Origin of the sequence: Thermophagus xiamenensis, assembly GCF_900112795.1 — a bacterium.
Classification (GTDB): domain Bacteria; phylum Bacteroidota; class Bacteroidia; order Bacteroidales; family Marinilabiliaceae; genus Thermophagus; species Thermophagus xiamenensis.
This window is the reverse complement of sequence record NZ_FONA01000029.1, coordinates 1-21,873: the sequence shown is the minus strand read 5'-3', so window position 1 is coordinate 21,873 and position 21,873 is coordinate 1. Positions and strand designations below refer to the sequence as shown.

Genomic DNA, 21,873 nt, shown 5'->3' with positions numbered 1-21,873 from the left:
TTTTAACAAATTATCTGCAAAAACAAATTTAGTTGACATTCAAACAAAAACAACTTTTAAGGACCTTATTCCATCTCACCCACCAGTGTAACCACGGAACGACCGCCAATAACAATCTCATCGGCGGGCATCTCGCCCTTTTCCAGGTCATCACTGGCAGAAGTGGTATAAGAATCAAATGTGTTTCCGACGATGGAAAATGAATCTCCCAAACTACCGATTGTCAACCTCTTATCACTATCGGAATAATTAACAAAAACCAAAACCAGTTTATTCTCATCCGTATCTTTAAAGGCAGAAAACATCACATTGGTGGCCAGATACTCCTCAGATTTGGGTATGGAAAATCCTGCTTTCACCCGCACCATACCCGGACGAACAAACCTGGAATAGTTTCCAAGAGCCCACAACAATTTGGATTCTCGATAATATCCATCGGTTTTGAGGGCTTCCGAGTCGGGATGAGTGGGACCGTTTATACCTCCGTTGCCGTTATCCAAATAGATCAGTCCGTCCTTGTAATCATATTGTGACAGGGCAGTCCACCAACTCCAGGAACTGGCATAGGCCAGAGTGATATCGAAATGGATAACCCGCGCAACATACAGAGCAGTAGCAATACTCAAATCGCGAGACCAGCCTTCCCCAATATCATCGCTATATTCAAGGATACAAAATTCACTTTGCCAAAATCCCGGCGAAAATCCGTATCCACCCAATTTACTTCCGAGATTGTTTCTTACGTCCACCAGAGTGGTAAGGTTCGCCGTGGTCCTGTAGCTATGTCCCAAAACAACATCCTTAACATTAGGCAAATCACCAATGTAATAAGATGAAGAAGGATTAAAGAATGCATCTATCTGGTTACCGCGCTCTTCCTTTCCATTGGCTTGGTAAAGATACTGTAACTCGCCGGCTTCGGGCACAACAACCTGCGTCTGAAGATTCCTTCCTTGTAAATCGGTTGATAACGTTCGGACCAAAGTGGCAATATCCTGGTTGGTGGCAGGAGACCCCTCCTGGCCTGAAGATTCCCAATCCCACTGCGGCTCATTTACCGGGCTTAAAAAGTCAAAACCCATTCCTTCATCTTCAAAATGTTCACACACAGCAGCCAGGAACTCTGAAAAATCGGACATTCGACCACTTGCCAGGTTGATATTATTCCCCCCGGGTGAATATGCTTTTCCATTTTTAGTGAAATAAACCGGAGGGCTATTAACAAAAGCCAGAAAGGATTCGACGCCCCGTTCTTTGGCAGCATTAAGGAACCACTGCTGCCCAGCCTGTTTGGTCCAATCATAAGTTCCATCTTCATTCAGGAAACATTCAGCTCTGCGCCAGGAATTATCTATATTGCTTTCATTCCCTTGTTCTGCACTACCGGCACCTATGTTAAACCGCCACAATGAAAGACCAATTCCTTTGGGATTTCCTTCCTCATCCGTTTCCTGACTAAACAGAAGGTCAGCTATGGCTTCTCTTTTCTCCAGTGGCCAATTCTCGCCCACAAACTGCACCCGCCAGCAATCGGATGCCCCAAAACCCTCCATCTCCTGGTAAGTCACGGTAGGATCAATATAAATTACTTCACCCAGTGAACCGGGATCATTATTCTCTGGCTCATCATTGCTATCCTTGCATCCTGACAGATAAAAAAATACTATTACTGTCAGGAAAATATACTTTATATAGTTAATCATAATTTTCTAATTTCAGATTTAAATTCACCAAAGAGAATTCGTCCATTATCAGAATAAAAGTATCATATAAAAGGCACACAAAATATTTAAATGTTTCACTATTCCACCTCAAATGTGACAATCTCCTTTTTCAGCCAAGGGGAAGAAAAAGAGAGTTCAACATTACCTTTTCCTTCGGTTTTTATGTAGGCAATCATTCGTCCCTGGTAAACACGTTGTTTATTGTCATTGTAATTACCCATATCGGAAGTGTTGCTTGCCTCAAGCCCCAAAAGCTTCGCCGGCCCATGAACCATGCAGGTTACTTCATTATCCGACAGAAAAACATATCGTCCTTTTTCATCTACAATGCGGATTTCTATTTGTACAACATCCCCCGCCTTAACTGCCGAATTATCATTCCAACGATGAGCTTCAATGGCGAAAGGACGGCCCGATGTCTCTATCCGGTCCAATGCCACTAAACGCTGCTCATTAATACCTCGTGCTTCAAGTATTCCGGGATGATAAACCACATCCCAGATGATAACGCCGGTTTCTTCATTTCGACTTTTTTCTGAGCCTATTAATTCGCCGTTAAGGTATAACTGAGCTGACCCACAATTGGTATAGGCGATAACCCTTACAGAGTCACCTTCCTGGAAATTCCATACTTTGGGAGCATCGATGAGCGATCTCCGACCTTTTGATATGGGATAGGCTCCCACATAAATCATTGGATCATCGGACCACAAACTTTTCCTGTAAAATCCCCGGGGTTTTATAAATCCTGCCATATCCAACAATCCGGAATTGGAACCACGTGACGGCCATCGCCCTGCCTCTCCCAAATAATTAATTCCGGTCCATAGAAATTGCCCAAAGATGTATTCATTGTCGGTAACGGCTTTCCATGCTTTATAGGAATGTCCATTTTCACTGCCATAAAATATCCGGTCAGGATAAGTCTTATGGTCTTGCGCATACCTACGTTCGGTATAATTATAGCCTACCACATCCAAGGCTCCGGGATATTCTGTTTCATTAGACATAACAGCGCCGGCCAGAGCTGCCGTAACAGGTCTGGAAGCATCAAACTCTCTGACAACAGCCGCCAAACGCTTGGCGATGCCCCCCAGGCGTTCGGCTGAGGGTTGATTAGGTTGATAACCTTTGGTATGTTGCTGCTGAATGCCTTCTTTATCCAGTATGGGATGAGAATAGGGATCATTGGGATAATCCACCTCGTTGCCGATACTCCACATAAATACCGAAGGATGGTTACGGTCTCGCAATACCATATCTCTCAAATCAATTTCTCCCCACTCTTCAAAAAACTCATAAGCGCCCTGGAAAGCCGGTGTTCCCACATTCCATCCTTCGACCCATTTCTTTTTGGGGAACTCCCACTCATCGAAAGCTTCATTCAAGACCAAAAACCCCAATTCATCGCAAAGGTCATATAAAACCGGTGCCTGCGGATTATGGCTGGTACGAATAGCATTCACGCCCAACGATTTCAAGGTTATTAGCCTCCGTTTCCAAACCTCTTTGGGTACGGCACTTCCAAGAGTCCCGGCATCATGGTGCAGACAAACTCCCTTCACCTTTAAATTTTCTCCATTTAGTGAAAAGCCCTTGTCAGGATCAAAGCCAAGAGTTCGGATACCTAATCGTGTAGTGGTTTGGTCAATAGGCTGAGCATCATCCAATATACTTGTTTTCAAATCATAAAGATAGGGGTTTTCCAACGACCACAATTGCGGTTTGACTAACCTTAATTTTTGTCGCACCAAATTGGAATCACCGGGCACGGCCTTTATCGTTGATGAAGTAGAAGCAACTAAACGACCTTCTTTGTCAAAAATATCCTGCTTAACCGTTAAATTTTTCTCTTGCAGAGTGGTATTATGCACACGCGTTTCAACCTCCACGACCGCCCTGTTTCTATTTTTCATTTGGGTATGATAATAGACACCCCATTGGGCAATATGAACAGGATTGGCATATATCAAATAAACATCCCGGTAAATACCGGAACCAGTATACCATCGTGAATCAATAAATTTTGAATGGTCGACCTTAACCGCAATAACATTTTCTTCACCAAAATCAATCCAGGGGGTAATGTCATACATGTATGAGATATACCCATTAGGACGCATACCTACGAAATGTCCATTAATAAAGACAGAACCATTACGATAAATACCTTCAAAGTAAACATAAACCTTTTGGCCTTTTTTGTGTTCCGGGATATTAATATGTTTCCGATACCAACCGATACCTCCGGGCAAATAACCTGTGGCACTGGCCAGAGTAGGACTATAGGGCTCTTCAATACTCCAGTCATGCGGCAGATCTACCCTATGCCAGTGGGCATCATCAAAATCCTTTAGCGAAGCCTCCTGCAAGTCCTCTTTACTAAAAAACCAGTGGGCATTGATCTTTTCCGGTTCACCAAAAGAGACCTGAGCACCAAGCAGGGAGACATCTATCACCAATATCAAAAAAAACAATAATAATTTCATAACAAACAATATAAGTACTTATTTAGAAACAAAATACCCCGGACAACCTGTGAATTTCACAAAGTATCCGGGGCATGAAATTACATTTAAATCAGAAATTTCGGAAGAAATAAAGGAAAACTAATTTTCCACAAGGTTATTTGAACTCAAATTCAAAAACCAAGAAACATCATATCCTTTAAACAATTTCATTCCCTCCAATCATATATTTTCAAAAAATATTAATACCCCGGATTTTGAGAAATCACACCGTTACTTCTGTCAATTTCTGACTGAGGAATAGGCCACAGTTCATGTTGACCTTCCTTAAACCGAATTCCTTTGTCTTGTGGCTCTTCAGGGTGAATGGTTTCATAAGGGTCAGTACTTTCATAAAGATTATACTGAACAAAATAACCACTAGGCCCCATAGCTTCGGCGATACGAGGTTTTCCTGAAACAGGGTCGATTTGGCGGCGAAGATCATAGAGACGTAACCCTTCGGAAGCCAATTCCAGTCGACGTTCTTTCCAGATGGCATACAATAAATCATTACCTGTCAAATCGTCTTTATCACCTAATCCCACTCTTGCCCGAATGGTTTTGATATCCTCTTTAGCCTGCCCTTCGTTCCCGAGAAAATAGGCAGCCTCAGCTCTTGTCAAATACATTTCTCCCAGTCGTAGAAGAATCATAGGCAATGGGATGTGTCTATCTTTAGTTGTCAGTTGGCGGCGCATGCTAATAGGCACGTAATATTTTCGCCATACCCGACCCGATTTATTAATATCTAAACTAAACTGGTAATTGGGATTCTCTTCTTCATCACCATAAACCGCATCACCAACAGTAATAATGGTGCTTTTCCGTCGAATTTCATCTCCTTCAGAGAGAAAAGCCTGTTCAAGATTAGAAGAAGGAACACACCAACCCCATCCGTCCATGATTTTATCCTCTTCACCTTCGGGCCAAATTTCACCGCGAGCACACATCACCACCGAAAAACGGTTTCCAACATTGTAGTTTTGTTCGCTGCTGGCATTAATCTCAAAAATAGATTCTACCCCGTGGTGATTATATACGCTCCAGATATCCACAAAGTTGGGTTCCAGAGAGAAAGAACCTTCACGAATGACGGTGTCGGCATAGGCATAGGCATTATCATAATCCTGCATAAAAAGATAAGTACGCGCCAACAATGCTTTACAAGCCCAGCTGGTGACCCTTCCCAGATCCTCATCATCATATGCTTCGGGCAATACAGCGGCAGCCTCTTTTAAATCTTTTACAATTTGCGCATACACTTCAGCCTTAGGGGAACGTCCTTTGTTTAATCCTGAAGTACCTTCGGGCTCGGTAATCAGAACCACATCTCCAAAATTTTGGACCAATTCCCAATAACTAAAGGCCCTAAAAAATTTAGCCTCGCCTACTAACCTTTCTTTCAGCTCCTCATTGATGTCAGCATTAGGAATTTCACTAATGGCAATATTACAGGAACCAATATTCAGATATTTGTAGGTATAGAAATTTTTAAGAGAACCCGGTGCATTGGAAGATTCCACAAAATAGTGCGCCAGGGCATAATGATCGCTGGGATCCTGCTGGAGATTTCCCATCCAGGCATCGTCGGTTGCCATAATATTAGTAAGACGGATGATTTGCTGCCACCAGTCGTCCCAATTGGCAAACGATTTATAAAGTCCGTTAACAAAAGCCTCGGCTTCCGACTCATTGGCAAAATAATTATCCAGGTTTTGTGATCCTCTTTCTTCAATGTCAATGAAGTCTTCACAGGCAGAGAGGCCACCTAAAAGGACCACTGCCAGTAACATATTTAATATATTTAATATTTTACTCTTCATAATTATTGTTTTTGTACCGTTACATTATAATCTGACTATCTTTCACAATCTCGTCAGAAGGTAATATTAACTCCGAGTAGGTAAGTTGGAAGAACGGGATAAGTCCATCCAGAAAATCCAAAGTTTAAAACATTATCGCCGGACACTTCCGGTTCTACACCATCATAACCGGTAATGGTTAAGATATTTTGCCCGGAAACATAAAAGCGGCATTTGGTCAGACCGATACGCTCCAAAACCGGTTGCGGTAAAGAATAACCCAACTGAATATTTTTTAATCTCACAAATGAACCATCCTCCACATAAAAGTCACTGAAACGAGAGAAATTTTGATTCAGGTCGGTATGCGACACTCTGGGGTATTCATTGGAGGTATTTTCTCCATGCCAGGCTTTATCCAATAACCCTGAAATGACGTTATTATCGGAGTTCTCGGTATTGTAGAGATCCCCTTTCACCCAATTCACGATGTCGTTGCCAACACTGGCATACACATTAGCCACAAGGTCAAAACGGTCATAGGCCAGGCGTACATTGACGCCCCCAGTAAAGTCGGGCCAGGGACTTCCAATCTTGGTACGGTCTTCCCCGTTAAGTTCCCCATCACCATTCACATCAACAAACCGTATATCGCCGGGTTGCGCATATTCTTGCAACAATGCTCCATGTTCATTAGCATGGGCGTTTATTTCGAATTGGTTCTGGAAAATACCATCTGTCTTGTAGCCATAAAAATAGCCAGGTTCATCACCTTCAACAGTTCGCGTATATTCATTATCACCATATACAACCGGGGTAATATCGGGCAGGTCAGTAGCTTCGACGGCTACCGTTGTAAAGGTAACCCCCACATCATATTTCAACCGACCAGCATGGTTATGATAATTTAAAGCCATCTCCATTCCCTGGGATTTCATGGATCCCACATTGGACCAAATTTTGGCATCGTCGGGATATCCGCTGTAGTTGGGATACGGAAGCTGGAAGATCATGTCTTTGGTCTTCTTTTGGTAATATTCCAACGAACCATCAATATGGTTACGGAATAATGTGAAATCGGTACCAAGGTTAATATCCTCCACAGTCTCCCATTTGATATCCTCATTTTTCATGCTCGAGGGATAGGTGGTATTCACTAAAGAACCTTCTCCCGGACCAAAAACATAATAATCCTGACCGATGCTCGATGTATAAACATTGGAAGGAAGATTCTGGTTACCCAGGCGTCCCCAACCGGCACGTAATTTCCAGTCGTCAATAAAATCAACGCCACTCATAAAATCTTCATCAGAAATACGCCATGCCACAGAAACCGAGGGAAAGGCTGCCCATTTATTATTATCGAGAAATTTGGATGATCCGTCAACCCTGTAGGTGGCCGTCACATAATAACGGTTTAAATAATTGTAGCTAATACGGCCCAGAAACGACTCAATAGAGGTGCTTGACGAATTTCCGTTCACCTCTGGATTTTCGGTGGCAGCATCCAGTTCACGTAAGGGATCGCTGTTATTGGGAATTCCGTCTTTGGTGCCGTTAATATATCTATACCCCCATTTTTCAAGGGTGGCACCTCCCATTATTGATGCATTATGACCATCGGTTTCAATCGAATAAGTAAGAGTATTGGTCCAATTCCAATAAGAATTAAAGTCATGGCTTCGATAAACATAATTTATCTCATTTTTCTCATGCGCTCCATCAATTACGAAATCGGGCTCGAAATCGTCGTCGTGTGAGAATTTATAGTCGCCACTAATCTGAGTTCTGAACACCAAATCTTTTACCGGCTTTATTTCGGCATAAGCATTGGCAGCCAAAGCGTAGTAACCGCCTTCATCAAACTGACGGGCATCCCGAGCTATGGGATTCCATACATAAGTATAATAGGATCTCTGGTAAATACTATATTCATTCAGTCCTGCCTGCTCTTCTACAGGACGATATATAGGTGTTATGGGATCAATCAACAAATAATCCTGATACCAGTTAGGGGTATCATCCCAGGCTTCGCGACGGGGATTTACCATGACCCCGGCAGAGATCCAGTCGGCAAATTCCCAATCGGAACTCAGACGGGCTGTAAATTTCTGCCAGTTTCCCGAGTTATAAAATGATTCCTGATCGTAATAATTAAGGCTGACAGCAAACCGGTGTTTCTCATTTCCTCCGGAAGCCTGGAAGCTGAAGTTGCGTTGCGGTGACACTTTATTCACACCTTCGCCCCACCAGTCAGTTCCTTCGCCGAGGCTGGCAGGATCTGGGAAACGTTCGTCCAGTCCGGCATTTTGAAGTGACTGATTCATAATTTCTGCATATTCGGTGGCGTTAGCCATATCGTAAGGTTTTTCAAAAACCTGAAAACCATACGATAAGTCGGCTGAAAACTGAGTTTTCCCTTTTTCTCCTCTCTTGGTAGTAATCAGAACCACCCCGTTGGAAGCGCGGCTACCATAGATGGCTGATGCGGAAGCATCTTTAAGCACTTCAATGCTTTCGATTTCATTAGTGTTTAAAAAATTAAGGTTTGTTCCCATAGGAACACCGTCTACCACATAGAGGGGGTCGGTAGAAAGATTCAGCGAGGTAAAGCCTCGAATCAACACTTTTGGGGAAGCTCCGGGATGCCCGCTTCCGGCAACCACCTGTACCCCTGGTGCCTTTCCTTGCAATGCTTCAACGGGGTTACCCACACTCATGGTTTTCATCTCTTCCCCTTTTACTGAAGTAATGGAACTGGTCAGGTCACTCTTTTTTGCCCGACCATATCCGATAGCTACCACCTCGTCCAAGGCTACCAGAGATTCTTCCATAACGATATTCAAGAAAGTATTACCCTCAACAGGTACTTCCAAGTTATTGAATCCGATAAAGCTAAATTGAAGCACATCTGAAGGCTCGACTTCCACCATAAAATTACCATCCACATCAGTAATTGTGCCGGTAGTAGTTCCTTTAATGGCTATGGATACTCCTGGAAGTGGTTCACCGTTAGAATCGACCACTACCCCTTTAATTATTCGTTCCTGACCCAGCATTGAGACTGAGAAACAGAAAAATATTGCTAAAAGCCAAATTGACTTAATTATATATTTACTCATAATATTCAATTTTATTTTATGTTCTGCGAGTGATGTCCATCCTGGCAAAATTCTATTATAAAAAACACATCAATCTCTCGCAATCAGTTAAACCTTAAAATTCATCCCGGAATTCAAAGAAAGATTCCTGGGGAAAAAAATTTACTCTACCGGTACTACTTTAGCCCTGTTAAGGTGACTGTCAAAAGTGACTTTATACGTTGTCCGTACGGGAACCGTTAAAGCAACATTATCTCCACCTTTCAAGACTGTTTTTTCGGGATTTTCTTTACTGTCGAAACGCCAGAAAGGTTCAGGCCACCAGCCCCATGGATGTTCGGGTTGGAATATAAATTCCACGTCACCTTCCATATCCAGGGTTTTATAAAACCTGTAATTATTTTCAGGGTCACGCTCAAATTCAATAGCAGCCCAGGTAGCCCAGTTTTGATCAGGATATTCCGGGAAGCCTTTACCTACAATTCCCAGGTTACCAACATACTCTGTCTCGATATAGGTTTCATCATCGGGATATTCCATTTTAGGTTCAAAATACCAATCATCCGGAACGTATGACTCTACTTCGTAGGTAAGATTTTCCAAATCAAGCGTGATACGATAATAACCTTTACCATCCAATACAATAGGTAAAGCGGTTTCCGGATCATTAATCAGTTTATCAGGATTGTCCGGATCAACACCATAACAGTGGGGTGAAAAACTGGTTGTTTGAGGAATGAAACGAATCTCGGTACCAGGACCCTCAGAATAATATTGAGCTTCAAAGTTATAGGGTGCAGTTTTGGTAATCACCATTGGCACACCAAAAAGGTCGGAAGTCAAGGCTTCCTCAGTATCAACATCGGCAAGATACATCTTTTCAAAATCGAAGGATGCATTTACCAAACGAGTTTCGGAAACCACATTCCCGGCGCTGTCGGCCAAAAGAAACTCAAAATGGTATTCACCCACTTCAGCCGGAAGCGTTGCCGTATATTGGTACTCATAACTCAACGCACCGGTACCCATAAAGGAAATACTATCATAGAAATTGATAGAGCTCTCTTTGGCCACAAAATAGCCGAGCTGACGCGAATCACTCAGAAGGGCATAAATTTCAACAGGAATCTCGCCTTCAGGTGCCAGGGTTAATCCATCGACCGGATTTTGCAGGTCAAGCACAGGAGACACAAAATCACCATCCATATAAACACTCACGGTTTCACTAACCGACCGATCGCCCATGTTATAAACGGTAATCTGAATGGTGTATTCCCGGGTAGCAGCATCCTCAGGCACTTCAAAGTCATACCAAAGGTCATACTCTTTAACCAACGAATCATTGGTTGAAATCTGGATGTCCCGGTCCAGATACCAGTCATCAATTTTCAAATTGATTTTTTTTACGCCTACTTCATCAGATGCCACACCCTCTATCCGAATGGTTCGACCTTGCTCTGTATGAATTTCTGCTGAAGCTAACTGAAAAACCGGATCGCTATCCACGCTCCACGATTGGCCATCATCATCATCACATCCCCATAATAAATTGAAAAAGATGATGGATGCCACCATTAAACAACTAAATACATTTTTCTTCATAAACCCATGTTTAAATTTATTTTATATCGATTATTTAAAAATTAGTCTTAACGTATTTTCAGAATGATAGTTTTCACGCTTCTCGGAGCGATTTTCAAATTATCAATCTTTTCTCTAAAGAATGCCAGGTCATGCGTTTCGGAAGTGATGTAAGTCTTTACATCTTTTTCGTAACGTTCTGAGTTATTAATATTAACATCATATACATCATCGGAATAATTCACGGCAACCACCACGATTTCATCAGCAATATTGTTTTTATAGGCCGACACCATAAGAGAACGCGCCTGCTGGTACAGATCATTACCGTCATCCAGCAGCACATTAACTCTGACCATACCTGGTCGAACAAACCGGGAATAGTTACCTAAAGCCCATAATAATTTGGAATCATGGAAGTGCCCATCGTATTTTAATTTTTCATTATCGGGATGATTTTGTGATGGGATACCATCATTGCCATTATCAATATAGATAAGACCATCTTTGTAATTACATTGTGTAATGGCAGTCCACCATTGCCATGAAGTAGCATTAGCAAGCGTTAAATCATAATGGATGACACGAGCCACATAGAGAGCGGTACCCATACCCAGGTCACGACCATGTCCACCTTTTATATCGTCGTTTTTCTCAAGGATGCAAAACTCACTTTGCCAAAAATCGAATGCGGGATTTATTTTATCCAGGCTTTCTCTAACTTTTTTCCTAACATCAATCAATTTTTCAACTGGCCAGGTGGTAAAATAACTATGCGCAGAAAACAGGGGTGCCACATGACTATATTTTCCTACATAATAAGGGCTTTCAGGGGATAGAAAATCATAAAACTGCTCCGATGCCCCCAGATGTTTATTTGATTTTTGATAAAGAAACTGATATTCGGCAGCTTCACCCAAGGCCAACTGGGTTTTTAAACCACGTTTTTGCATTTCATGATTGAGCAGGTGAGTAAATAAAAACAGATCTTCATTGGTGGCCGGTGTTCCTTCCTGGGTGGGGTTGTCCCAACTCCATTGAGGTTCATTAAACGGACTTAAATAATCGAAGCCAAGACCTTCTTGCTCAAAATATTGGCACACATCGACCAAAAAGCGTGCATAATCGTCCAAATAATCATCCCGAACATTTAGGGTGGTACGCCCTTCCCCTGGAGAAAAAGCTTTTCCGTTTACGGTATAAAAAACAGGGGCTGAGATGGAAAAAGCCATGGTGTTTTCCACACCATATTTAAGAGCCTGTTTAAGAAACCACTGCTGACCCGCATGTTTACTCCAGTCGTAAGTGCCGTCAGCGGTCAAAAAACATTCAGCCCGGCGCCAGGGATTTACAATTCCGCTGCTGTCGCCTTGTTCCATACTCCCGGCCCCAAGGTAAAATCGCCACATCGATAGTCCTATTCCCAAAGGGTTACCCTTTTTATCCAGTTCTTTACTAAATAACCACCGGGCCATCTGCTGTTTCTTGGCTTCCGGCCAATTTAAACCTATAAACTGGCATCGCCAGGCATCTGATGCCCCAAATGAATGTATAACCTGAAATTCGCGTTCCGGTTCAATATTAAAAGAGATTAATTTTCCTTTTTGTCCAAAAACCGATGCTGATATACAAATCAACACAGCAATAATAAATGTTGTGCCTCGCATACTATTTATGTTAAAATTTGATCATCACCATCAAAATAAGTTAATCTATACGCACAGGTCCTTTGTTTTTCATTCATTTGTCTTTGTTTTTTATTCACTTTATTCTTTATAAAGACATTTAAATGTTTTTTATTCACCTGATTTACTTACCATTATATCTATAGTCGAGTTTTCATTCATAATTTTTCGTACATTTGAATAATTTACAAAGACAAAAACTGTTTATTAGCGTAAACCAACACCTATAAATTGTGTAAAAAGCGGGGAAGAAAGAACCTGAAAAAGTTGGATAAAACAAGCAAGACCGACGTTCAATCAATAACCCTGTTAAGCCCACATCGCAAAAGATCCCAAAAGCATGAAATCTTATCGCCATACATTTAACATTTTGTTAATAATTTCATTTATTTTAACCCTTGATCATCTCGTTCTGATGGCGGACCCGTCACAGGGCAATTATATTATTGATATCATTAACAGTGACAAGGGCCTTCCCTCGGATGATGTTCGAAAAGTTTTTCAGGATTCCCAGGGGTTTATTTGGTTTTGTACAACGGAAGGACTGATCCGGTATGACGGGTATGAGCTCAAGACCTTTTCCATATCGCGACACCATGATCGTGGACTTATTACCAATACTTTTAACGATATTGATGAAGATTCACTGGGATATTTATGGTGTGCCACCGATAGAGGTGTGGCACGCCTGGACCTCCAGAATGAAACGTTTACATTTTACAATACCCAAACAGTGGCACCATTCAGGCTATCTTATAACCTTATATATACCTTGGTTGTAGATGAAAAAAACCACGTATGGCTGGGTAGTTCAGGTGCGGGAGTAGAAGTTATGGACCCTCAAAAGGGAATTATTGCCAGTTACAATATCTCCAGGAAGGAAACAGGCATGAACTCTGACTGGATAACACTTATCTATCGGGACCACAAAGAAAATATATGGATAGGTTCCTGGCGCGGCGCCCTTACTGTGGTAAATCCTTCCAGAAACATTCTTAAATCATGGACAAAGGAAGAAATACCCTATGATATAACCCATTTTTCACCTATTAGTATGGTGCAGAGTAGCGACAATGATTACTGGCTGGGATTATGGGGCAATGGCATATTCAAATTCTCTTTTCAGGACGATTCGTTAATAATAGATCAACATATTTTATTAGAAAACAACAATGAATCAGATGTTGCCAATATTATATTTGATTTATGCTTTGATAAAGAGAATAACCTTTGGGTAGGCACACCTTTAGGCTTACACCAATTTCAAAACCCGAACCAATCAAACCCTTCTCATTTAAAATTCAGTACCGAAACAACCGGACGAACACTTTCGCACAATGAAGCTTTCACCATTTTATGTGATGCGTCAGGATTAATATGGGTAGGGACATCAGGTGGTGGCATCAATAAAATTGACAGTAAATTAAAACTATTCAATACTTTATTCATCAACGGATCTTCGGATGCCCCCATATCGCAATCGGTGACCGCCTTCACCCAAACACCCGATGGCCGGTTGCTAATTGGCGTCAGGAGCATGGGCTTTGGACAATACAACCTCAATGACCAGTCCTTTACCCGGTTCTCTCAATTGCCGGAATTTAATCAATTGCCTTCGGACCTCAACACGGTCAATTGTTTTCTTTGGGATAGCAAAGGCTATCTTTGGCTGGGAACCCGTTACATGGGACTTATTAAAGTTAATCCACAAACCGGAGAGCATCTAATCATCAATAAAAATATCCCTCAATATAGCTTCCCTTCCCGCGAAATATACGATTTACAAGAAGATTCACTGGGTTTTATATGGGTAGGCACTGAAAACGGTCTTTACAAAATAGTACCGGGCGAACCGGCCAATTTTCGCAATTTTTTTATTATCAGATATGCTACAGAAGAAGACAATGAAACTTCGCTCAGCAGCAATCGCATATCCAAAATATTAATTGACCACAATGGTCATTTATGGGTAGCCACCTTTGACGGAGGCCTTAACTGGTCATCGTCCGACATAAAAAATCACTATCCATTGCTTTTTCAGCGCTTCCAGGCCGCCCAAAAAGAGCGTAACGGGTTAATCACCGATCACATTCTAACGCTCTTCGAGGATGCGAAACAGAACATATGGATAGGTTCGGGAGGAGGAGGTCTCTTTAAATGGACTCCTGCTAATCAAAGATTTTTATCCTATGCCCCCTATGTATCAGGTGATATTATTTATGCCATCAAACAAGATAACGACAACAATCTATGGATTGGCACCAACCGTGGTCTGACAAGAATGGCCATAACAAGCGATTCCATTCGCTCCAATTATTTCCTCAAGGAGAATGGTTTGCAAGGCAATATCTTCAACAAAGGGGCTGCTTTTAAAGACAACAGGGGAAATCTCTGTTTTGGTGGCAATCACGGTTTCAACTATTTTAATCCCGAAGATATAGATCCGAACAGCTTCATTCCTCCGGTAGTAATCACCGAAGTTAAAGTGATGAACGTACCGGTATCCGGTATTACAACACCCGACAGACCACTGATATTAAACCATCTGAAAAATAGTTTTTCCGTCACCTTTGCCGCCCTTTCATATTCCCAGCCCGAGAACAACAAATATGCCGTACGTCTCGAAGGCCTGGAAGAGGGATGGCGAATCCTCAATGCCGACATGCGAACCCTTAATTATGCCAACCTGAAGCCGGGCGATTACACCCTGAAGATCAAAGGCTCTAACAGTCAGGGGCACTGGAATCCGAAGCCTGAACAACTCTTTATCAAAGTAAAACCTGCACCTTATAAAACATGGTGGGCATTTTCATTCTATGCTCTGATTTTCGGTAGCTTTATACTGTTGATTTTTCTGATGGAACGCAAAAACCAGAAAGTGAAACATGCCCTGGAAATGGAACATCTGGAACGACAAAAATCCGATAAGCTCAATAAATTCAAACAAAGTCTTTTTGCCAATATCTCACATGAATTCCTCACACCTTTAAGTATTCTTTCATTTCTCATAGAGGACTGGAAGCAGGCCCGCACTTCCCCTTTAAAAAAAGATCTCATTTTGGCTCAAAGAAATATCCATCGCCTAAACAAGCTTAACAGGCAATTTTTATACTACAGCAAAGCGGAAGTGGAAAAGCTGCCGTTATCGGTGAGTGCAGGAAATTTAAAACTGTTTACCCAAAACATATGCGATAATTTCATTCCACTGGCACGGAAAAATCAGATTGAGTTTCATTGCGAGATCAGCTGTCCGGAGACCAATTTGTGGTTCGACCAGGAAAAACTAGACATCATTCTCTATAACATTTTATCCAATGCTTTTAAATTTACGCCTGGCGAAGGAACCATTAGGTTGAGCCTAATTCTAAAAAAAACGGAAAATAAGACACTCGCCTGCTTCGAAATAAAAGACACCGGGCCCGGCATTAGTTATGATCGACAAAAACAAATTTTTAACAGATACCAGTCGGTAAACAACACACCGGAACAACCCGGAGGATTCGGGATAGGTCTTACGCTGACTAAATCCATGGTCGAGGCGCATAAAGGGTTCATCAAACTTACCAGCAAGCCGGGGGAAGGCACCACCGTAGCCTTCTCAATACCGGTCAACAAAAAAGCTTTTGGAAAAAATGAAATTACTGAAATCAGTACGCAAAAAGAACCCGATTATTTTATGGAGCCGGATGAGGTAGAAGAAGAAACACTGCTTCGAATAAAAAACCTTCAAAAAACCTTTGATAACAAGCCGGAGATACTGATAGTAGAGGATAATGCCGATTTGCGCAAGATCCTGAAAGGAAGTCTTGAAAGCTATTTCACTGTAATGGAAGCGCCCAACGGGTTAATAGGGTACGAAACAGCAGTTAATAAAAAACCCAACCTCATCATTTCGGATGTACTTATGCCGGCCATGAATGGTCTTGAGATGTGCCGAAAAATCAAAAAAAATAAGACTACCTCTCATATTAGCGTTATTCTGCTCACCGCCAAAATATCAGAAGAAGAGCGAGCACAGGGTTATCGTGCACAGGCCGACAGTTATATCACCAAACCTTTTAGTCTGAACACTCTCCTGGCAAGAATAGAGGCATTGCTCGCCAAACAACAAAGAACCTTATCCCTCAAGGCCAACCCAAACAACAATCAAACAAACAATCAAAATGATTTTCTTACCCGTGCCCGGAAAATTATTGACCAGAACCTTTCCAATCCTGATTTTTCCGTGAAAATGCTTGCCGAAGAGTTATCAATTAGTCAATCCATGCTCTATCGCAAAACTTCGGAACTGCTCAATATCAATCCCAACACATTCATCCGCAAAATGAAAATGATGAAAGCCAGAGAACTGCTTGAAGAAAATACCTTATCCATTTCCGAAGTTGCTTTTCGCTGCGGATTCAAAGACGTAAGCTATTTCGGCACTTCATTTAAAAAGGAATTTGGCATGACACCGTCTCAATATCAGAAAAAACATTTGGGATAACAATTGGATCAGAAAGTCTTACATAAAAATTGGTGCTAAACCAATGATGCCTGATCATTTCCAATGGCTTCTTCGAACGACAACGGTCCAATGCCTAAGAAAAAATAAACCCATAATTATTTTTCGGTCAGGGCGATGCACAACAAAAGGCTGTCCAAAACATATCGGACAGCCTTTTTAATATAAAAAATTAAATTAACTCATGGATTAGGTATAACCTTTCTTTATATCAAACTTTCTGCAGTTTTTTGTTGTATCAAACCTTCCAAATCATAGCGATATCATTTTCAATCCTCACTTTTGATAAAAGTGCCTGAAAATTGATATTCTGCACCTCCTGACTCATAATTATACCATACCGAGAAAGTACTGGTTTCAGGATCATAAGTACCACCCCCATCGGTGATATTCATGCTTCCCCACCCGTCAACGGTAATGGAATTATCCTCTCCAATCGAAAAAGTAAGAGCATATGCATCAATATTCTCATAAGTTTCGGTATAAGCAAGATGAAACAACCGAACCGTGGTAGCGTCAGTCGCTTTAAAATTCCTTGTGGTGGCAATGGAAGTGGAATCACCGTAAGCTTTTCCATCAACCCACTGGTAATAATAACCTTCGGATTGATATATTCCTGAATAGTCATTCACAAAGGTGTAGGATTGAATAAGCACGGTATCGGTGGACCTTATAGAAATATAATCAGGATCAGAGACCGATTTAATTTTAAAAGTCAGCGCATAAAGTGAATCGCAATGAAGATCGGCCGTTCGGATTAAAATAGGCATTCGTCCGTACACCTCACCTTTTTTGATAACCACCTTATTATCGGGAATACGATAATAAGAGGGATCTAAAGGGCGATACAGCACATCCTCTCCGGAACGATATTTAAAATTGTAATCATCAATAGGCTCACTACCGGCTTCTTCTATTGTTACAGTAATGTCTCTGTCTATATTTAAACTTCCACCTGTAGCGACCGAAATAAAAGTTGACTGTTCCTCTGTATCATGGTAAGGAATTTCAACAATTGACATCCCCATATTAGTAGTTTCGTCAGCGCCAACAATATAAACTTGTTTAACATATTGTTCCTCTTCAAGAGGGCTGTCCTCACTACACCCTGTTACCACAGCCATAATGAATGCCAAAAATGTAATTATCTGTTTCATAGCAATATCTCTTTAAAAATTGTACGTTTTGAATTGTGAGTTTAGGGGAAATAGGGTGTAAAGCGTTGCGATTCTTAAAAAAATTGTCTACAAGAATACTCGGATCCTAACCTCTATTTCCCTTAATTTTGCAATCCCAACTATACCCCATATCCGACCCACCAATATCCTTTTACCCTTTCCCCTTACTCTATAAACTATTTTCTCTACTCTAAATTTCTTCTACCATCCTGGATTTTGTCTCAATTTTGAGTTTTTATCCAAAGCACTTTTAGGAATAGGCCAGAAATACATTTTAAAAGACCATACTCGTTGAGTCAGATTATTATTAAGAGTAGTGCGCGTATAATATTTTTCTCTTTCAGAGCTTTTAGCTCGAACATTCATACCAACAATAGGCCGATTATAGGCAGCGGTAGCCCGACCCGAGATTGCCTGGTACCTAACGGGTATAACATCATCATAATTGGCACCATACGAATTGCGTTCGTCCTGCCGGTAAGCATGGATTAATCCTGTAACCCGGTGTTTATCGTTAAACAGACGATTGTAATTTATTTGTGCTTCAAAATAGAGCGATCGTGATATATAGGCTGACTGCCAATAGGATGCATCGGTACTGGTAACCGTTCTTCTGGTAATCAAAGAGCCGTCATTTTGCCGTCCTGAAGCATAATAAAGATCAGGCATTTTATTACGCCCCGACTGATGCTGACCATAATATGTCCAGGAGAAAAGACCGGAGGCATCAAGCCCTTCGGTAATAAAATCGAGGTCCTGAGAAAGTTTTAATTTCATATTGACCGTATTTTGGCTATTTCGTTTATAGCCGGTATAATTGAGTAATACATATGGTGAAATCTGATTGCCATTACTTCCGTATGCAGCTAACTGGCCATTACTGTATTTTACAGGTACGGTCACGGGCGTCAGGTTAGCTTGTGCTGCCCACAAGGCATTATTGTCATCACCATACCCAGGTGCATTCTGTTCGGCTATCACGTCTTCCAGGCTCAACAAAAGCTTGGTGGTAGGACTTAAATCCATGTCAATATTTGAGCGGAAATTATATTTGTGATAGTTGACATTAACATCGTACTTATTTGCCGACTCATCCTGCTTAAATATACCATCTTTATTTTGGTAACCCAGGCTGACGTAATAGCGTGCATTTGTACCCCCACCGGAAATATTCAGATTATATTGACCATAATAGGAATGATCTTTAAGGATTTCGTCTCTCCAGTTAACATTGGGATACAAATCGGGGTCCAATCCACGTTCAAACAATTCAATCTCCACATCGCTATATTTGGGCTCCAATCCACGCACTACACGAGCTTCATTGGCCAGTCGGGCATAAGTAGCCGCATCTACATATTCTGGCAAACGGCCTGGTTCGGTATAGGTACGATTGGCTTTAAAATTTACTTTCAGTTTTCCTGCTTTACCACGTTTGGTTGTAATTAATACCACGCCATTAGCTCCTCGAACTCCATATACTGCAGTTGCTGATGCATCTTTCAATACAGTAAATGATTCTATATCCACTGGATCAACATCGTTAAGATTCCCTTCTACTCCATCGATTAAAACCAGTGCACTGGCGTTGGCACCAAAAGTACTGATTCCTCTTATCCAGAATTCTGAAAAGTCATTGCCAGGTTCACCACTACGGCTCAACCCTATCACCCCCGGGACTCTACCGGCAATCATATTACTTACCGACACTGCAGGCACCTGGAGGTCTGCCGCATTGATCGAAGTGATGGCACCCGTTGTTGTAACCCGCCGTTGAGTTCCGTGACCTACAACTATCACTTGGTCAAGCTCGTCAATCTTAGGTTGAAGGGCAATTCTCAAACGCGACCTACTTTCATTCACCACCATTTCATAGGTATCAAAACCAATAAAAGAAAAAATAACGGTATCCCCCGGAGCAATGTTGCCCAATTTAAAACGACCGTCCATGTCGCTAATGGTACCAATTGTACCACCTGCAACTGCTATATTTACTCCGGGAAGAGGTTCACCGTTTTCTTCCATGACAGTTCCGGAAATGACGTATCCCTGGTCTGAATCCTGTGCTTGCAACCAGTGAACCGTACAAATATTCAGGCATAGTAATACCAGAAAAATTATTTTGCTTTTCATAATAATTTAATATTTTAATTTTTTTAATTATCTGAAGAACGATTTTCTGTCGGAGAGGTATTTAATGTAGTATTTGGTCATAGGCAATATACTTCACTCCTTTCTATTCAATGGCAAGTTTCCTGACAACACCAGATCCCCAACATTCGCAAATGATAAAATTACCATCCTCATCAATTGAAATACCAAAGGGCAAATAAAACTGGGCTTCCAGCGGTGGCCCATCTTTATGTCCCATGGTTAGAGGAACGCCGGCCAAAAGGCTCACGAAATCGGATTTTCGATCACATTTTACAATGGTATTCCCATCAATATTAACCACATAGATATTGCCATCCTCATCAACGGTGAGACCACCCGGATAGTAAAGCTGAGCTGCTTCGGTACGATGTCCGGTAGAGACTCCCTGTCCGTTGCCACCAATCCAAAGCTCATATTCGCTACCATCTTTGCTCAGCCTATAAACAGCCTGTGTGGTGTAGATAGTATAAAAGAAACAATCGTGATAAGGACTATAGGCCAGACAATTATGTGTTCCGTTTCCTCTAGGAATATTTTCTGCAAGTACCTCTACATTACTGGGATTGTTCATTTCTAACCGTCCGAACTTTCCAGTGCTATCGAAGAAATAAAGCCATTCCTCGGTATCATCGAAGGCGGCAGACCATATGTCGCCATTAAACCCGGGGATAGAAGAAACGAATAGCTCGGGTTCCCAAAGATTTTCCTGATCTAGCAAGTATATTTTGTGAGGACGCTGTTTGCCAACAAAAAAGACTTTTGTTCGATCTTTAGTAACTGCCGGCATAGCAGTGAAAAAGTTAGTAAGAAGCGTTGTTACTCTATTATCTTCAACCGCTATATAACGGATATTCCCAGCATACATCTCAGCCACAATGATATCTCCTCCAGCAACTGCAGCTACTCCATAAAGATAATTGAATCGTGCTTCTGATAAACTTCCGTCAACTAACGAATTATCGCCCCGGACACCCGTTATGGTTGATACATTCTCTCGCACTATGTAATGAAAGGTATTGTCGAAGGCTATAGTATCGTCCTCCACAACCACATTCACCACGTTGTCTCCACCTGCTTGTTTGGGGACAAGACAATAGATTGTCTCATTATCAACACCTAAAATTGTGGCTTCTTTTTCATCTTCTGAAAAAAGAACTTTAACTTTCGAAATATCCGAACCGAAATTGGATCCTTTGACGATAAATTTGGTTCGAATACCTCCACTATCAGGCATAAATGATTCAAGTTTTACCGGAAGTGATGGATCATGGTCAACAATGCTTGGTGGTTCATCATCATCGCATGAAATAAATTGGAATGCAATAAAAATTGAAACCAACGTTAACAATAACATTTTTTTAAAGCTTTCAATAGGCGGATAAGCTGTATCCCCCCATCTCTTTGCTCGATTGAGAACCGATGTTTTCATAGAAATTTCAATTTTAATTAGGCAATTTCAGAAGTAAGAAAAAATTAGAATAAAACACAGAAGCCGGGATTGAAATTCCGGCTTTTTTATTTACATAAGTTTTTCAAGATAGTTATATGTTAATTAAAATTGTTGTTATAGGTGCTTTAAGAGCATACCATCCCCATTGGTAAGTCCGTTAGAATTCATAGTATTGCTAAAATGA

10 protein-coding genes are annotated in these 21,873 nt (G+C 41.4%); 1 reads left to right on the top strand and 9 read right to left on the bottom strand.

Going from position 1 to position 21,873, the window contains the following annotated elements:
* Positions 1-65: 65 nt before the first annotated feature.
* The 6 genes from BM130_RS14255 to BM130_RS14230 form a co-directional block, all read right to left on the bottom strand.
* The gene (locus tag BM130_RS14255) at positions 66-1,703 is read right to left on the bottom strand and encodes a glycoside hydrolase (protein ID WP_010527646.1); all 1,638 of its coding nucleotides are present in this window, start codon (positions 1,701-1,703) and stop codon (positions 66-68) included.
* A gap of 98 nt (positions 1,704-1,801) precedes the next feature.
* A complete protein-coding gene (locus tag BM130_RS14250; protein ID WP_010527647.1) occupies positions 1,802-4,213 on the bottom strand; it encodes a glycoside hydrolase family 2 TIM barrel-domain containing protein in 2,412 nt (803 codons plus the stop codon).
* A gap of 221 nt (positions 4,214-4,434) precedes the next feature.
* Positions 4,435-6,057 (bottom strand): RagB/SusD family nutrient uptake outer membrane protein, encoded by a 1,623-nt coding sequence (locus BM130_RS14245; protein WP_010527648.1) that lies wholly within the window; start codon positions 6,055-6,057, stop codon positions 4,435-4,437.
* Positions 6,058-6,110: 53 nt separating this feature from the next.
* Positions 6,111-9,158 carry a SusC/RagA family TonB-linked outer membrane protein gene (locus BM130_RS14240; protein ID WP_029626603.1) on the bottom strand — a complete coding sequence of 1,016 codons (3,048 nt, stop codon included), beginning with the start codon at positions 9,156-9,158 and terminating at the stop codon, positions 6,111-6,113.
* 141 nt (positions 9,159-9,299) lie between these two features.
* A complete protein-coding gene (locus tag BM130_RS14235) occupies positions 9,300-10,739 on the bottom strand; it encodes an Ig-like domain repeat protein (RefSeq protein ID WP_138956884.1) in 1,440 nt (479 codons plus the stop codon).
* Between the two features lie 47 nt (positions 10,740-10,786).
* The gene (locus BM130_RS14230) at positions 10,787-12,385 is read right to left on the bottom strand and encodes a glycoside hydrolase (RefSeq protein WP_010527651.1); all 1,599 of its coding nucleotides are present in this window, start codon (positions 12,383-12,385) and stop codon (positions 10,787-10,789) included.
* A 433-nt stretch (positions 12,386-12,818) separates the two neighbouring features.
* On the opposite strand from BM130_RS14230, the gene BM130_RS14225 reads away from it, so the two are divergent.
* Entirely contained in the window at positions 12,819-16,889 is a 4,071-nt protein-coding gene (locus BM130_RS14225) for a hybrid sensor histidine kinase/response regulator transcription factor (protein ID WP_138956885.1), read from the top strand.
* Positions 16,890-17,176: 287 nt separating this feature from the next.
* On the opposite strand, the gene BM130_RS14220 is transcribed toward BM130_RS14225, so the two are convergent.
* The 3 genes from BM130_RS14220 to BM130_RS14210 form a co-directional block, all read right to left on the bottom strand.
* The gene (locus BM130_RS14220) at positions 17,177-18,064 is read right to left on the bottom strand and encodes a BT_3044 domain-containing protein (RefSeq protein ID WP_010527653.1); all 888 of its coding nucleotides are present in this window, start codon (positions 18,062-18,064) and stop codon (positions 17,177-17,179) included.
* Positions 18,065-18,286: 222 nt separating this feature from the next.
* Positions 18,287-20,218, bottom strand: a complete 1,932-nt coding sequence (locus BM130_RS14215; RefSeq protein ID WP_010527654.1) for a SusC/RagA family TonB-linked outer membrane protein — start codon at positions 20,216-20,218, stop codon at positions 18,287-18,289.
* 103 nt (positions 20,219-20,321) lie between these two features.
* On the bottom strand, positions 20,322-21,668 hold the full coding sequence (locus tag BM130_RS14210; protein ID WP_010527655.1) for an IPT/TIG domain-containing protein: 1,347 nt from the start codon (positions 21,666-21,668) through the stop codon (positions 20,322-20,324).
* Between the last annotated feature and the right edge of the window lie 205 nt (positions 21,669-21,873).